At 52.9% G+C, this 16,106-nt stretch carries 13 protein-coding genes and 1 tRNA gene; 5 read left to right on the top strand and 9 right to left on the bottom strand.

Features of this window, described 5'->3' with window-relative positions; translation table 11 throughout:
• The first annotated feature begins 701 nt into the window (after positions 1 to 701).
• The gene (locus tag V5A26_RS09875; protein ID WP_332322386.1) at positions 702 to 2,471 is read left to right on the top strand and encodes a PKD domain-containing protein; all 1,770 of its coding nucleotides are present in this window, start codon (positions 702 to 704) and stop codon (positions 2,469 to 2,471) included.
• Positions 2,472 to 2,784: 313 nt separating this feature from the next.
• On the opposite strand, the gene V5A26_RS09870 is transcribed toward V5A26_RS09875, so the two are convergent.
• Together V5A26_RS09870 and V5A26_RS09865 are read right to left on the bottom strand one after the other, a co-directional pair.
• Positions 2,785 to 3,666, bottom strand: coding sequence for a mechanosensitive ion channel family protein (locus V5A26_RS09870; protein WP_332322387.1), 882 nt, complete (start codon positions 3,664 to 3,666; stop codon positions 2,785 to 2,787).
• Positions 3,667 to 3,918: 252 nt separating this feature from the next.
• A complete protein-coding gene (locus V5A26_RS09865) occupies positions 3,919 to 5,010 on the bottom strand; it encodes a tyrosine-type recombinase/integrase (protein ID WP_332322385.1) in 1,092 nt (363 codons plus the stop codon).
• Positions 5,011 to 7,554: 2,544 nt separating this feature from the next.
• On the opposite strand from V5A26_RS09865, the gene V5A26_RS09860 reads away from it, so the two are divergent.
• The 3 genes from V5A26_RS09860 (at position 7,555) to V5A26_RS09850 (ending at position 10,469) form a co-directional block, all read left to right on the top strand.
• Positions 7,555 to 8,151 carry a hypothetical protein gene (locus V5A26_RS09860; protein ID WP_332321938.1) on the top strand — a complete coding sequence of 199 codons (597 nt, stop codon included), beginning with the start codon at positions 7,555 to 7,557 and terminating at the stop codon, positions 8,149 to 8,151.
• A gap of 111 nt (positions 8,152 to 8,262) precedes the next feature.
• A complete protein-coding gene (locus tag V5A26_RS09855; RefSeq protein WP_332321937.1) occupies positions 8,263 to 9,351 on the top strand; it encodes a hypothetical protein in 1,089 nt (362 codons plus the stop codon).
• Positions 9,348 to 10,469: a hypothetical protein gene (locus tag V5A26_RS09850; protein ID WP_332321936.1), complete on the top strand. Its 1,122-nt coding sequence runs from the start codon at positions 9,348 to 9,350 to the stop codon at positions 10,467 to 10,469. The genes V5A26_RS09855 and V5A26_RS09850 overlap by 4 nt, the downstream gene beginning before the upstream one ends.
• Before the next feature lie 754 nt (positions 10,470 to 11,223).
• Here V5A26_RS09850 and V5A26_RS09845 read toward each other — a convergent pair.
• The 3 genes from V5A26_RS09845 to V5A26_RS09835 form a co-directional block, all read right to left on the bottom strand.
• A tRNA-Val gene (locus tag V5A26_RS09845) sits at positions 11,224 to 11,298 on the bottom strand.
• A 54-nt stretch (positions 11,299 to 11,352) separates the two neighbouring features.
• Positions 11,353 to 11,883 (bottom strand): cob(I)yrinic acid a,c-diamide adenosyltransferase, encoded by a 531-nt coding sequence (locus V5A26_RS09840; protein WP_332321935.1) that lies wholly within the window; start codon positions 11,881 to 11,883, stop codon positions 11,353 to 11,355.
• Positions 11,880 to 12,119 (bottom strand): glutaredoxin family protein, encoded by a 240-nt coding sequence (locus V5A26_RS09835; protein ID WP_332321934.1) that lies wholly within the window; start codon positions 12,117 to 12,119, stop codon positions 11,880 to 11,882. Before V5A26_RS09835 ends, V5A26_RS09840 begins: the two co-directional genes overlap by 4 nt.
• A 115-nt stretch (positions 12,120 to 12,234) precedes the next feature.
• On the opposite strand from V5A26_RS09835, the gene V5A26_RS09830 reads away from it, so the two are divergent.
• Positions 12,235 to 12,402 carry a DUF7838 family putative zinc beta-ribbon protein gene (locus V5A26_RS09830; RefSeq protein WP_332321933.1) on the top strand — a complete coding sequence of 56 codons (168 nt, stop codon included), beginning with the start codon at positions 12,235 to 12,237 and terminating at the stop codon, positions 12,400 to 12,402.
• Positions 12,403 to 12,490: 88 nt separating this feature from the next.
• Here V5A26_RS09830 and gcvPB read toward each other — a convergent pair whose 3' ends face one another.
• The 4 genes from gcvPB to V5A26_RS09810 form a co-directional block, all read right to left on the bottom strand.
• Positions 12,491 to 13,918, bottom strand: a complete 1,428-nt coding sequence (gene gcvPB, locus V5A26_RS09825; protein ID WP_332321932.1) for an aminomethyl-transferring glycine dehydrogenase subunit GcvPB — start codon at positions 13,916 to 13,918, stop codon at positions 12,491 to 12,493.
• Entirely contained in the window at positions 13,918 to 15,237 is a 1,320-nt protein-coding gene (gene gcvPA, locus V5A26_RS09820) for an aminomethyl-transferring glycine dehydrogenase subunit GcvPA (RefSeq protein WP_332321931.1), read from the bottom strand. The genes gcvPB and gcvPA overlap by 1 nt, the downstream gene beginning before the upstream one ends.
• Complete coding sequence (gene gcvH, locus V5A26_RS09815; protein WP_332321930.1) at positions 15,237 to 15,611, bottom strand: glycine cleavage system protein GcvH; 375 nt, start codon at positions 15,609 to 15,611, stop codon at positions 15,237 to 15,239. Before gcvH ends, gcvPA begins: the two co-directional genes overlap by 1 nt.
• Positions 15,608 to 16,106 (bottom strand): glycine cleavage T C-terminal barrel domain-containing protein (locus tag V5A26_RS09810; protein ID WP_332322384.1); only part of this gene is annotated, 499 nt, incomplete at its 5' end. The genes gcvH and V5A26_RS09810, both read right to left, overlap by 4 nt.

The following is a 16,106-nucleotide window of genomic DNA, read 5'->3' as shown; positions in this document are numbered from 1 at the left end:
GTAGCCGCGACGGAAGTATCAACTGCCACACCCGAGAGGGCCGCAAACGCGAACAAAATGGTGATAATGAGGATAAATCCCCGTCGGCGGTCTAGCGAGATATCCATTACCTAATCCCAATAGGCTATTGATAAAATAAGTATTCATTCGATGCTATTGTGTAACCATCTCTACTGAGAATTGTTCAAGAACCGTATGCATTGAGAGCTCCAGTCTCAAGTACTGCGAGGAGTGTTCAATTTCTGTCGCCATGTTCGAAGATTCCCGGTGGAGTGAGGAAAACAGTCGGTATCCCGCAGGTGAATAGTTAAGCGACTTGAGCCCCTTGTTTTGCTATTCTTGCTTTTGTTTCGGGGTGGAAATTAAAACTTAATTTATCACTATTCATCCGAGCTATACGGAGTCTATCAAAAGCCGCGTGCTGAATATAGAGGTTCTATTCAGCACGAGTCTCGTGATAGTGGCCGAATTATTTCAGATCTGGCTGGTGAATATGGAGCCTCTACTCAGCATGGCTCAATACCCCCGAATGCCCTATTTTAGTCGTCCCATTTTGATTCGGTGAAGGAAGTTGGGCAGCCAATTATTGCCTGCCACTCGCATCTCTTCAACTGAATTCAGCCGATTTGAAAATAGTAATATTGATTACTCTCCATCGGGTTTTAAGAGGCATTGTATTTTATTTGCAACAAGGGAACGAGATGTTCGGGCAACTCATCAAGGGCGGAGGGGGCTATAGGGGAGTATCTCCAATTATCGGCTACGTCTTAATATTGGTTCTTTCAATCGCTGTTATCGGTGTCTTGACCGTTGTTGGGGGACAAGCGATTACCGACTACCAGCAGGGCATGGAAGTGGAACAGGCCGCGAATGAAATGGCACAGTTCGACTCGAAAGCTGCGCTTGTTGCCCTCGGAAGATCAGATTCACAGCAAATCCCACTGAGCGGTGTCGGTCGGGTTTCCGTTGAACCGAACTCTGGTCGCGTTTCGATAATCCGAGGTAACGATACGGGCGAGTACACAATAGTGGACGCGAGTTTTGGAGCGGTGGTACAGGACACGGGGAAATCAGAAGTTGCATATCAAGGAGGTGGCGTTTGGCAGAAGCGGAATGATAGATCCGTGATGGTATCGCCACCCGAATTCCATTATCGTGACCAAACCCTGACCTTTCCCATAATCAGAGTGCAAGAAGGAAGTGATAGTTCCCCATCTGGTGAAATCCTAATCAAGAAGAACGGAACCAAGGAAATATTCAACAAGAACCGTCTCAAGAGCGGCTACATTCTGGTAAAGATAACCAGCGAGTATCACCACGGGTGGGCATCCTTCTTCAAGACGCGTACGGAGGGAGGCGTCACGCATTATCCCTCCAACCAAACGCTGCTCGTCAATCTTACCGTCCCTTTCAAAGAATCCTGGGAATCATCGCTTGCGGTAACACATTCGAATGCAATCCAGGAAAGTGGGGTTGCATCCTTGGGTTCGCCGATACGCACGGGAGTTACGCGCCCCTCAGCGAGTTCGATTATCGACGACAAAATCGCAACCTGTCAGGCCGGCGGATGTTCCGATCTCTCCGCCGCACTGAACTCATTGGACAGTGGAACCTATTATCACAATGGTGATATCGACATTGGAACAACATCCTATGACACAACGAATGGCACGATCAATGTAGTGGTGAATGGAGATCTCAAGTTCAGTGGGAGTTCGGATCATACGATAACCGGGAATGATAGAGTGATATTCTTCGTGAACGGTGATGTCAAACTCCGAGGGACTACCGACGTCAACACTGGCGGAGACTCGTCAGATCTATTGACCATGGTTCATTCGACAGCTGGAAATATCACCGCCTCCTCAGGCACGCCCCAGTATACAGGATTGATCTACGCGCCAAATTCCGACTTCAACATCCGTGGCACTGCCGATATGAGTGGTGCGGTCGTCGCGGAATCAGCTTCTGCAAAAGGGACTGCGAAATTCACACACGACCCACCAGGAAACGAATTTGAGTTCGACGCACCGGCCCAGATTACCTATATTCACGGGTCTGTGAACCAACTTGCAGTAACCGGACCCGGTAGCGCACCAGTCACGGGGAGCACGACGACTACAATCAGTCCCACTACAACTTCTACTACGACTGTGACGACCACGACGAGCACAACGACTACGGCAACAACCACCTCCCCAACAACGACGACCCCGGCCAATCAACCCCCCACTTCATCCTTCACGTCAAATAGAATGGGAAACTCGGCGAATGTGGATCTGAATGCGGCGTCGTCAAACGACGCAGATGGAAGTATCGCCTCTTATGAGTGGGATGTCGGAGATGACGGTACGATAGAGCACACTGGTGAGACGGTCACTAACGCAAATGTCCCAAAGGGGACTACGGTGAGGTTAGTGGTTACCGATGATGATGGCGCAACTGATTCGATCACAAAGGTGGTTGGCTGAAGACAGAGACTGAATTCCAAATCTGGACAGGCGGCTCGTCCGCAAAGACCGATGGGATGGCAAATGAAGCGGACAATACCTCCGAGTGCTGAATATGCGCCCTCTATTCAGCATGCAAATTGAGAACTACCAGTATTCTATCTTAAATAGCGTGTGAGACTTAGACTTTCTATTCAGTTGGACTAACGACTTTTATTCATTCCATATAAGATGAATTAACTGTTAAATGTAACATACTTACTAAACGATTACGTTGTGATCAGTAGCGGTGGCGTTTTCTTTCAAACCGGCAATAGCAGGAAAGAGGTGACTGTCAGTCGCTGGTTGCCCCCGCTGCCTCACCGATGTTTGCCACCTCGATCTCTCCGGAGAGTTCGGTATTGGGATAGGGCATGTCGATTCCTTCCGCATCGAAACGTTCTTTGACCGCTTCGAGATACGCTGCACGGGTCCCTCCGACACTGGTTTCTTTCGGATCGATCCAGACCCGACCCGAGAATACGACGGCCGAGTCACCAAGTGCAGTCACCGGTGCAGAGGGTGCGGGTTCATCAAGTACCCCGTCAATGTTCGCGCCCTCCTCGATGATAGCCTCGCGTGCCTGTTCGATATCGTCACCGTATCCAATACCGAAGTTGACCGATACTCGGCGTTGGTCGTTCGCCACGTTGTTTACCACAGCCGTGCTTGCGAGGTCGTTATTTGGAACCGTAACCATCTCGTTGTCGAACGTGTCAAGTTTCGTCACCCGCAATTGGATCTCGCGAACCACACCGCTATTGCCGTTCCACTCTATCCAATCACCAACTTCGAACGGTTCATCTCGTATGATGAAAATACCCGCGACGAAGTTGGCGATGAGATCCTGTGCTGCGAAACCAACGGCGAGCGCAAGGGCACCGCCCAGGGTAGCAAATGCAGCGAGAACAATTCCGAAGCCCGCGATAGTAGCGGCCACCGCCACCGAAACGACGGCCACCACAGCGACGGTAACACTCACACCAAAACCGATGAGCTTTTCATCGAAGTTCTGCCGCCGGAGACTTTGCTCGACTGCTCGTGCCATGAAGTATTTTCCCAGCAGATAGATGATCACAAATGCAACAACGAACAGGACGAGTGTTGCGATCGCGCTGATTAGCGGGGGGATGAACTGCTGTGGGTCAATGGTGATGCCTTGCTGGAGTGGTAACATATTTTGCACATATAAAATAAACCTGAAGGGTAATATATCTACAGGATTGGTGAGATCATTCACCTCCACCCTGGACTCAGTTTGGTGGGTTGCGATTCACCTCTGAGCTATTTCGGCAAAAACAATTTGAGAGGAATTTATGCAAGATATGCGCTGTCTATTCAGGAAACCCAGAACGATATAGCTAGAAACTAACCCGAATTTGCCCCAATAATTGAGTGCAGGTGGGTTCCACCCGAACCCAACTCTGAATCAGTCCTGTTTCTTCTCCTCTTCAATCACCTCCCCACCATCAGTCATCGCATACTGCTCCAAATTCGCCTCTAACTCCTCTCGACGCCGCCGAGACTTCCTCTCCTCACTCCGCTGGTCGTAGTGTTTGTCCAGCACCGGAACCGAAACATCCACCCGATCACTCAGGATCTCCTTTGGAACACCTGAATCGAGCTGGGACATGATGGCCCACTTCCGGAGGGGATGGGTGCTAAATGAGGAAGGACACTCGGTCGCCTTGCTGTTCATCGTCGCTTCACAGCTCGAGACCTCCCGGCCATGAGGGCAGCTTGGCTCGTACTCACAGGGCCGTGAGAGCTTGTAGAAGTCCCTGCGGATCGTGGCGGTGGATACACGGCCACTCTTCGAGGTGAACAGGGGTTTCCGGTCGAACCGGTCTGTGACATTGATGCGAGTGTGTTCGATATAGTTGCTAATCAGATCCCTCAGTCCCGGTGAGATATTGATAATCCGTTCCCCATCGGCCCCGTTCTTCAATGGGGTTCCATAGACTGCCGTGCCCTCCGGTCGATGCCGGAGATGGATGACATCCCGTTTCGGATCCATGTCCTCCAGATCAATCCCCCGAACTGCCCCGAGGCGGATCCCGACCTCGACAATAAGTTCGAACTCGGTGTGATGGCGGGAGGCGTACTCGAAGCGGTCGTAATAGCCCCGGATCGCCTTTACTGCCTCTTCCTCAGGGACGACTGTTTTCACCTCCTCGTTTGGTGGGACGTTCGGCAGGGGAACCCGGTCTGCCAAATCCTTCTCTACGGCCTCGATTGTTTCACAGAAACGGAGGAATCGTTGGACGACGGCGAGTGTCCCGTTGAGGGTGACCGAATTGATGTCCGTCTGTGATTTCCGCCAGGTCTTGAACGCCATTAGATCCCGTCCGGCGAGGTTGTTTAAATTGGACATCTCCCGTTCATCAGTCCAGTCCAGAAAAATGCCGAGGGATGAGCGGTGGGTCCGGCGGGTTGCCTCCCGGAGTTCGTCATGCCGATGCTCGAGATACCAGTCCACAGCTTCTTCGGGGGAGATGGGTTCCAAGTCCGTTTCCGTCATTCCCCGAACCACCTCCCTGGAGATGAATGAGCAGTTGGTTCCAACCTCCCACTTGTCACCGGGGCAAGCAATCGAAGTTCGAATTCGATGGGGCACATCGTGGAATATACTGGGTTTTCGAACCACTTATAGAATGGGTAAAATCCGGATGAATGCGTAGTTTTCCGCTAATAATTTGAATAAGTGGAGTATTATAGAATATAAGTAGTAGTTTGTTAAGTTATCGGGCCAAATCTGGTTTAACCTCTGGCCATCCCCGCCAAACAGATTTTTACATCCGGTCAGTCTGTCAAAATCGCTTGTCAGGTGGGGCAAAGAAGTGGATTTTGGCAGGCCATTACCCCGCTGCCCTCCTTGGGTTTTCCACACCTACAAAGAGAGCGATTCAGGAGAGTTGCCGCCAATACCCCTTCGCCGTATTGCGATTTAGATAGATGAACGGCACCATTATCTTGTCGCCTCCTGGCGATTATCGCCCCTCTCTTTTTGGAAAGTTCTTTCCCTGGTTTCTCGATTCTCCGGAAACAAGCCCACCCCTAACCGGGTATTTCGAATTATTTTCAACGGATTTTATTAAAAAATTGCAGCACTCCGGGAACCGCAAATACGGGGATCCCAACTCTCCATCGTCTCGGGGTGGGTCCGGGCGGCCTCTCCCCGAGCTATGTCCGGGCGGCCTCTCCCCGGGCTATGTCCGGGCGGACTACTCCCCCGAGAGAGGCGGGGAGTCAAGGGGGAAAGGAACTGGAATAATTGAGGGCAATCTACCGTGCCCATCGTCCGCTGATACTCGGGGAGGGTCACGGGGGATTCCCGGGGGAAATAAACTGGGATGACTGGGGAAAATCTTTCGTGCCCATCATCCCCCTGATGCTCGGGAAGGCTTACGGGGGAGAGTCACGGGGGAATGCCCGGGGGGAAATGAAGTGAGTTGATGTAGGGCAATTTTTCGTGGAAATACGGGGATCGTAACTCTCCATCGTCTCGGGGTGAATACGGGCGGCCTCTCCCCGGGCTAGTCCGGGGGCACACGGGGGAGAATCACGGGGGGATCTCCGGGGGAAATGAACTGGGATGATTGAGGGCAATTTTTCGGGTTAACCGTCCCCCTGATACTCCGGGGGGAACACGGGGGAGTCACGGGGAAATCGCCGGGGAAAATGAACTGGGATGTTTGAATGGGAATTTTTCGTGCCAATCGTCCCCTAATGCTTGGGGAGGCTCACGGGGGGAGTCACGAGGGATTCCCGGGGGGAGATTGGGGGGTGAGAATCCGATTGCTCTTCGCCCCCATTGGAACGGGGGGAACCCGGAGGCGAGTCCCGGGGGCAAATGGTCGGGGCTTCCCGGGGCACAGATACGAGGAAAACCAGATCGAGGCAAATTACCCCATTAGCTGGACTTATTCCTGGAGAAATTCGTCGATTGTTCACGGGGGGCGTCCCCGGATCAACCGGGGCACTGGAACAGGGAATTACGGGGAGCCCGATTACCCCCCATCTCCCGGGCCGCGTCCAGGCGGGCTCTCCACGGGCCGCGTCCGGGGGGATTCTCCGGGGGCGGTACGGGGGAAGCCCCGAGAAGATTGACCTGGGATCTTTTTGGAGAAATCTTTCGGCCCAATCGGACGCTCATCCCCGGGGCGGCTCACGGAGGGAGATTTGGAGGAAGAGTTTGATTACTCGTTGCCCACTCATTAGGCACAGAGGAAACCACGGGGTTCACCCAGGAAAATTGGCTGGTCTATCCGGGGGACCGCCAATTGAAAAGCTCAGGCTGTGGTAAATTACCCCCAAAATCTGGATTCCTTCTTGGAGAAACTCGTCAATTTGCCACGGGGGCATTTCTTCAAAATAGCCGGACCAAGGAACATGGGGGGAAATTATGGGGGATTAGCGCGGCCCCCCACCCAAGAGTCCTGAATTTTTTACAGTCCTGCAAATCCCCCGGGGGAGTGATTGGGGGAACCAACGGGACCCACCCCGGGCAGATTCCGGGGTCCGACAGCGGTCGAATTCTCGGTAGAATGACTCGGTTGATACCCACTCCGAGGGGCAGGGAGTAAATCGCCCCGTAAATTCCCCCGTGAAGATGGGGGCAATGGCCATCAGTTCAAAGCCAAATCTTCCGGGGGGATGCAGGGGGGTTCTCAAGGTAGAGGCGGGAAATCGAACAGGACCAGATTGTGGGGGGACAATTCCCCCATGTTCACGGGGATTCCACGGAGCATACTTCCGGGGCTTCCACGGGCCTTTGGCGGGGATGGAAACAGATCTCAGCTGAACCGAGGGGGCATAATCCACTCAAAACCCCTGCTACAAACCCCATACTTGTCGTACATAGCCCGGACTTGCCTCGACTCCCGAGGTTTCCGCACCAGAATGTTGAGATAACAGGGATGATATCGATTATTAGGCACATAAATGTGGAATCGGTCCTTCCATGGTTCCGTACCCACTCTCGCTTATGCAGTTCCCACTTTCCACCAGTAGTATTAATCTAAATTGTTATACCCCCTCAGTCTGAACTTGGAAACGGTCAGTTATGATGTGGGAATTCGGTAACTATTGGATGTTGATTCTGTTTGCGAGTATTTTCGGCTCCTTCTTGGTTTGGCCTATTGACTCACTCTTCTACAAATTTGCAGTTTTAGGAAAGCTGGAGTTTCTAAATGATCCTGCTACTGGCAATCTCTTTCTTTTATTGGCCTCCCTAATTGGCGTGATTGGGAGTTTTCTACTGTATATTAAACGGCGTCGCGATCGGAGAAGAAAGCTTACTCAAGCACTTTTGACGGAATTAGAGGGGATGGAAAATATGGACAATTCTGCAGATACACTCTCTTCACTTAGTGAGAAACCTCCCGAAAGCCGAGTATCACCCTCAAAAGTACCTCCTGCCGAATCTTTTCCAACGACCGTATTCGATAATAATACGTCTGAACTTGGTCTTCTGTCTGAAGATGATTTGGCGGCGACTGTTAACTTCTATACGGCTTTACATAAGCATAAAGCAATCATTAGAGGCATTCGTACCAATCCCGAAGGGGTGCCCATGCCTGATCACGAAGCACTCGTTGAAGATTTCCCCGACCTACCGAGCCAACGAAAAAAATTGTTGGAGAGATTGAGGGGATACTAGCAAGTGGATTATGATTGGTATGCGAAAGACTTAGTTATATTGTGCAGAAGGGTGTGATATGATGGTTCACAATAGAATAGACGTAAGAATATTCATTGGATTTGCCACATTATGACCTCCTCCGACTTTCTAGGAATCACGGAAGAGGACATCATATTCCAATCATTAAAGGGCTTCTTTGGCCACTTGAAGAGTGTGAATTTGGATGATGAAGATAATTTGAAAGTGATCGGTTCAGTGAGTGATTTCGATAATACGGGGGATTTCGTGGATTCTCTGCAATCTCATTTCACTCTTGGCCAACAAGCTGGGAGAATCTGGACCGCCTCCGCACAGGTGAGTGCGAATGAAGAAAGAGTACCCTACTACATTTATGTCGATAACACTTTCCCGATATTCTTCACTACTGGAACATTGACAAAAGAGATTCCCCCTACTCTGAACGATTATCTCCTCTCAAATACCGATATGAGTCGGATGTGGATAGCAAAAAGGCAATTAGAGCGCCTTAGGAAATCACTTGTCGGTGAGCATTCCAATATACTGATTCCATTCTTCACCGGCAGAAGAACAAAAAATGTGCAAATTCCTGCCCAACGTCGTGGTGATGTAGATCGCACCATCGTCTATTATGGAGATGACGGATTGGAAACATTCCGCGAAATGAAGCATCAGTACGGTGTGTTGCCTACAAACATCGATTTTGAACTACCTGGCCGATTCAAATTCAGGATAAAGGAAAACGGAATTTTCACCCTTCAGGATGGTGGGATAGACGAAGTTCATTTCCTTCTTGACGAAACAAAATCTCATCTGAGAAGAATAAAGGATGCCATCGATACAAGCAAATACGGTACTGAGCGGAGCAGGCTCCTTGAAAGAGATATTCCCTATAGTGAACCTTGGGAAATTGGGTTGGAGTCTGGCTTAGATGAGGGCGATGTTTCGAATTTTGCAAATAACATTGATAAAGAGGACCACGACTTAACTGTTACAGAGTTTTCACCAAGCTATTCACCAATAGGGTTTAGTGCAGAAATAGTCGACACGGAGAACTTTGCCCGAGCAGATCTTCGGTCGGCCCAAGATCGGATACGGATTTATCCAAGAGATACAACTGATATTGACCAAAATATACGACTATACAATTTCGTTGACGACTTCATTGATCCTAACTGTACACCAATCCCTGTCCAATGAGCTCTCCTGGCCCCTCTGATTTTGATGATTCTGGGATACTAGAAGATCTTTCTCCCCATGATGAAGAGGGATTTACCGAAGAATTCAAATCAATATATTCTGAAATTGACGAAAACCGTGTACGTGAACATCTAAAAAATTCAGTAATTCAACCTTCAAGAGAAAAAATTGAAACGGTTCAATCGTTAGTAGGTGGGTTTCATCCACGGATGGCATCGAGGCAAAATGGGGCCAGTGAATTTGAGTTTGAGTTTCTCTCGCCGCTTTCAGAGATTGGTGAAGATGGAGGAGACATCCTATTGGCAAGAGCGGATTATAGGTCACTACACCTTGCAATAATAGCCGTCGAAATTGGTGGCGAAAGCAAGCAAGAATGGATTCGTAGAATCAATCATATAGGGGATATGTTTGATGATGGTGATATTCGGAGCAGAATTCGGACACAGTTGGGTAGCAGCTCTCGTTCAATCGAGACAATCCAGTATGTTACTTTATCAAGAGAGGTTGATCTTGCAGAATTCGAATATTCTCGCCTCGCTCATTTAGTTGAGGTAGATGATTATGCAGTTTGGGAGCGGAATCGTAGTCAGCAAACTTTCAATCATTCAGGTGGACGAATTGCGCATCAAGATCTGACCAGTACCCTTGAAAGTGGGTTAAATTATGGTGGCCTCAATGCACCTAGCATTAAGTTCTTGATTGGTTCCTTTCCAGTTTTGGCCTTGGAAGAGATGGTTTTCGATTTAATATATATGCACGAAGCCGATGACGATGATCATCCTCAGGAATTCACTCAGGACGAATTCCAAGTTTTATTTGAGTCAATGATTGAACTCGGGGCACAGGATCAGGAGTATGATGAACTAATAGAGAACGAAGTCAACCGAGTGTTGGATTTTGGGTTGGATATTGGAATGTTATCAGATGACCCGGATGAAATAAATTCTCAGAGAGATTTTGATATTAAATTCCAGGGAGAAAAACCACCAAAGGCAAAAGAAGAGGTTGTTGAAAAATTCTTAAAAACTGAATCCCCACGAGAGCGCGGACGAAGAGCATTTTCAAGAACAAGGGAAAACTTCGAGCCAGATGACTCTGACTTGGATGACTTTTTATGATGGCGGAGTAGGAACAGTGAAAATAGTTTTCTGTTGACTCATCAACTTACAGTCAACCATCTTCTCAGCCCCTTGAATCTGAAAAGTCTCACCAAGCTTCCCCAGGTAGTGCCGCTGAAACGACGGGTAGTCCTCCCATTCGCCGCACTGCATCACCACATTCGGTAGCCCGCCGGCCTTGAGAGTGAGATATCCACACCCGAAAGTAATCGTGCGGCCCGAGTTACCGCTAGCGACCGTGTTAATCCTGCTACTCGGGTTCCTCTATCGCGGCGGTAATTGACCGTCGGCTCTCTTTTCTGGCGGCGTCAGGGCTTCATCAGCCGTCAGACTCGTTTTAATGGGGATTTCGGAAATGATTTAAATTGGTCATATCCGGATTGAATTGACCGAATTATTTGCTACATCCACGCTCTACATTCAGCAGTCGATTAGCTACAAGATCCGGATGGGTGGTATTCACGGGAGTGGTGACCCGAAATTCGCGACTCCTCGAAAATGATAATGGAAGATACCGGATCAAGCCAGTGAATGTATTCCACAATGAAGCCGGTCCGCACCATTCACCGATAGATTATTGGTGATCCCTCCTCGTCGTATTCGCGGAATCCCAGACGGAGGCGAGGTCCGTTCGAAAGACGATTGGGTTCTCGAAAAAAGAACCCCGTCTATACGGCACCAAAAAGAGCGAAACTGGCGTTACAGTCGCTCTACGGCACAAAAACGGACCCTTTACAACCGTTCGGAAAACGAGTGGGTCGGGGCGGATTCGAACCGCCGGCCTGCTCCGTGTGAAGGAGCCGTCATAGCCTGACTAGACCACCGACCCGCTGGGTTGCCCTAGTGAAAGGACGCTCTTAAACGTTGTCGATTGCCTGGATGATCAATACGTGGGATTCTGTTCAGACAAGCCATCGCGCCGATTCGCCACTCGGGCAGTCACATAGAGCCAGTCGGACAGTCGGTTCAGGTACACAAGAACCGACTCCGCGACCGCATCGGCGTCTGCGAGTGCCAGTACTTGGCGTTCGGCCCGGCGACCCACCGTCCGAGCGTGATGCAGTTGCGATCCGGACGTTCCACCACCGGGGAGAATGAATTGGGTCTGTGGTTCAAGTTCCGCTTCGAAGTCGTCGATCCATTCTTCGAGGGTTTCGACAGGCACCTGACCGAGCGTCGTGTCACCCGACTGCTCCGGGTTCGCGAGCGCTGCCTGTAGGATATGCAGGTGATTTTGGACTGCTTGCAGTCGCTTGTCGATGTCCTCGTAGCCGGTCGGGTTGGCGACGCCGACCAGCGCGTTGAGTTCGTCGACGGTTCCGTACGCGACGACCCGCGGATCAGTTTTCCTCACTCTCGTGCCGTCAAACAGGTCGGTTTCTCCATCGTCTCCGCGACCCGTGTAAATCGTCATGCGAGGTTCGTTTTCACGTACTCGATGATCCGATCGGCCTGGACCATGACGACCGACCAGTCTTCGTCTTCCAGAACAGGAACACCCCGCTGGTTGCTCAGCTTCTTGACGACGTCCCGAGTCGAAAACTCGGCATCGACCCAGTGGATGTCGTATTCGATATCGTGTTCGTCGAGTGTCTCCATCACTCGTTCGCAATCCGGACACCCATCGAGGGCATACAGTGTAAGAGTCATACCCACGGAAAGGCCTGGTCGGATAAATGTGTTCGGCCAAAGGTGTGGAGCGCGGGTGATCTGGTGGACACGAACCAGTATTTTCAATGTGGAGGGTCTTAGAGTAGAACATACGATGGACAAAGAACACTATTGCCCGAGCTGTGACGAAGATCGCACCTTTTCGCTCATGGCGAGCGAACAGGTCCACCTCGGCAAGAAAACGAAGTGGTGGTGCGAGGAATGTGGCTACGAGATGGTGCTTATAGGGGAAAGTGTGGATATGGCAGCGGCCGAAGCCTAACTCCGTTCGAAATTTTTTCGTTTCAGGTGCACTGGTGAGCAACTCGCTCGCCGACTGAAAACCGAAACACCTCAAAAACGGGACCGGCTTACTCGTCGTCCAGTGCGTGCCAGGAGAGTCGCGGATTGCGGGCCGCATCTGCCTGATCAATCCGGCGCGCAGTCGTCCGGTGGGGCGCACTCGACAGTTCTTCATCGCCGGCGTTGAACGCGCCGTTAAACGCGTCAGCGAGTTGGTCGAGGGATTGCTTGCTCTCCGCTTCCGTCGGCTCGGTCATCAGGGCCTGTGAAACGATCTCCGGCCACTTTGTCGTCGGCGGATGGACGCCGAAATCGAGCATCCGCTTTGCCATGTTCGAGGCGTCGAGATCGCCGGCACTTGCGACGAATTCGTGGTGGAACGGATCGAATGGAATCTCCAAGTCGATCTGTTCGGCCAGATAATTAGCGTTGAGTACAGCGCTTGCACTCGTATCACAGAGTCCAGAGTCGCCAAGCCGAGCGATGTAGGCCATGGCTTTGATCAGGACGAGCCAGTTGCCCTTGAAGTCATGCACCTTCCCGATCGTCTGCTCGGGTTCGACCAGTTCGAAGTCCTCGCCCTGCTTATCGACCTGTGGGTTCGGGAGGAAGTCGGTGAGTTCGTCGACGACACCGACCGGCCCAGCGCCAGGGCCACCGCCACCGTGCGGGGTAGCGAAGGTCTTGTGCACATTGTAGTGCATGATGTCATAGCCCATGTCTCCGGGCCGGGCCCGACCGAGCAGCGCGTTGAGGTTCGCGCCGTCGTAGTAGACCAAGCCGCCAGCCTCGTGGACGACTTCGGCGATCTCCTCGATATCACGCTCGAATAGCCCCAGGGTGTTGGGGTTGGTGAGCATGAACAGAGCGGTGTCTTCGCCGACGGCGGCTTCGAGTGCCTCCAGATCGACGCGACCGTCTTCTCCGCTCGGAATCTCGACGACGTCGTAACCGGCCATCGCCGCACTCGCCGGGTTCGTGCCGTGAGCGGTGTCCGGGACGACAACTTCGCTTCGGTGGCCCTCGTCGTGGGCTTCGTGATAGGCCGCAGCGATCCGGTTGCCGGTGAACTCGCCGGCTGCACCGGCCGGTGGCTGCAGGGTCACATCGGCCATGCCACCGATCTCCGCCAGGTACTCCTGGAGCTGATAGAGGAGTTCCAGGTTCCCCTGGACCGACTCCGCGGAACGGTCAGGGTGGACCATTCCGCTCGGGTCCGCAGCGACGTCCTCGGTGAACGGCGGGTTGTACTTCATGGTACAGGACCCGAGCGGATAGGGCCCAGTTTCGACGGCGTAGTTCTGTTGGGAGAGCCTGACGTAATGCCGGGACAGCTCCGGCTCGGCTGGGGCCGGCAGTTCAAGGGTGTCCCGTGTTAACTCGTCCGGCAACGGGGTGTCCTCGACGGCTACCTCCGTGCCGAACTTCTCGGAGAGTAACCGTTCGTAGACCGGGCTGTCGTCCTCGGAGAAGGTCGCCTGATCGTAGTGACGCATCAGGCCACCACCTCCTCGACGGCCGCGACGAGATCAGGAATCGCGTGCTGATTCGTCTCGGTAACCGTAAACTGGAGTTCGTGCTCATCGACGGCTTGGACCGCGAAGCCGGCCGACTCCAGTTCGTCGACGATACTCTCGGCGGGCTCGTCGGTTCGGGCGACGAACTCTCGGAAGTGATGCCGGTCGTGGACTGGCGCCTCGATGCCGGGGAGTTCGTCCAGTTCGCCGGCGAGTTGGCGGGGCAGTTCGACCATTTCCGTTGCCAAGTCGGTAAGCCCGTCAGGGCCGAGTTGGGAGGCATGCATGGCCATTCGAAGCGCAACCCACGCCTGGTTCGTACAGATGTTACTTGTGGCCCGTTCGCGACGGATGTGCTGTTCGCGGGTTTGCAGTGTCAGCGTGAACGCCCGATTTCCGTCTTGATCGTCCCCGATGCCAATGAGCCGGCCCGGAACGTGACGGAGGTAATCGTCGCGTGTCGCGAAGATGCCAAGGCCCATACCGTAGGCGTTGGGCATGCCCAAGACCGCTTCACCGACGACGACGTCGGCTCCGAGGTCTCCTGGGGCTTCGAGAATTGCCATCGCGACCGGGTCACTACCCACGGTGAACATCGCATCGTGATCATGGGCGAAGTCGCCGATAGCTTCGAGGTGTTCCTCGATCGTTCCCCGCGTCGTGGGGGACTCCACGTAAACCATCAGCGTTTCGTCGTCGATCGCTGCTTCGAGAGCGTCGAGACCGGCGGTCCCGTCGTCGGTGGCGAACCGTTCGATCTGGATATCGTGCCCGGCAATGTAATTCTCGAGAACGCTCACCCGATCCCCGCGCACGTAATCCGGGATTAGAACGACCGTGCCGTCGGCCTGTCGAATACGGGACGCGAGGAGGGCCGCTTCGGCAAGCCCGCTTGCCGTGTCGTACATCGACGCGTTCGCAACCGGCAGGCCGGTCAGTTCGACGAGGATCGACTGGTATTCGAACAGTGCTTGGAGGAATCCCTGGGTAACCTCCGGTTGGTACTGGGTGTAGGAGGTCAAAAATTCCGAGCGCATCGAGAGTCGATCGACGACTGACGGAACGTAGTGGTCGTAATACCCACGTCCCATGAACTCGGTCAGGTCGTCGTTCTCCGCCAGCATGTCCGAGACCAGCGCCTTAACTTCCGGTTCCGAACGGGCCTCGATGTCGAACTCGCCGTCGAACCGATCCTTTTCTGGAATGTCGAACAGTTCCTCGACGTCTGATACCCCAACGGCGTCTAGCATCGCCGACTCGTCTGCTTCGGCGTTTGGCGCAAACGGGCTCCGGGACATTACAGGTGGGTTTCGTACTCGTCCGGTGTGAGGAGTGCCTCTACTTCGTCTGTGGAGTCGAGATCGAGTTCGACCAGCCAGCCGTCGCCATACGGGTCCTCGTTGAGAAGTTCAGGCTCGCCTTCAAGAGTCTCATTGACGTCGGTGACCGCTCCACTGACCGGGGAGTAGACGTCGGATACAGCCTTGATACTCTCGACCACGCCGAGCTCGCTGTCGGTTTCGAGGTGGTCGCCCACGCCGGGGAACTCGACGAAAACGATGTCGCCGAGTTCGTCTTGTGCGAAGTCGGTGAGCCCGATCTTGCCGGTCTCGGGGTCGACCCACTCGTGCGATTCTGTATAGTACAGGTTGTCAGGTATGTCAAAGCTCATTGTCCTATGAACGGTGGTGTTGTGATCGTCGCTTGCTTTCCTTCGCCCCGTATCGATATAAATACTGTCTGACCGTCGTCCGCATGGTCGGTGGTCACATATCCCAACCCGATCGGCTCCCCGAGTGTGGGGCTCATCGTGCCGCTCGTAACCACGCCGATTTCGGTGCCGTCAGTATCCGTGATTTCGTACCCGTGCCGGGGGATTCCGCGCGCTTCGAGTTCGAACCCGATAAACTCTCGATCGGGCCCGGTCTCGTTTTGAGCCGCCAGAGCGTCCCGCCCGACGAACTCCGTGTCTAACGCCACGGTGAATCCGACTCCAGCCTCGTAGGGCGTCCGCGGAGTCTCTTCGGGGTTGAAGTCTTGCCCAGAGAGCAAGAGCCCGTATTCCAGCCGGAGCGTGTCTCTGGCGCCAAGTCCGCAGGGTTGGCAGCCATCAAACGTCTCCCAGACGGCTTCCATGCCGTCCATCGGGGCCAGAATCTCGTAGCCG

The organism is Halodesulfurarchaeum sp. (genome assembly GCF_036626455.1).
Classification (GTDB): Archaea; Halobacteriota; Halobacteria; order Halobacteriales; family Halobacteriaceae; genus Halodesulfurarchaeum.
This window is presented reverse-complemented; position numbering and strand designations above follow the sequence as displayed.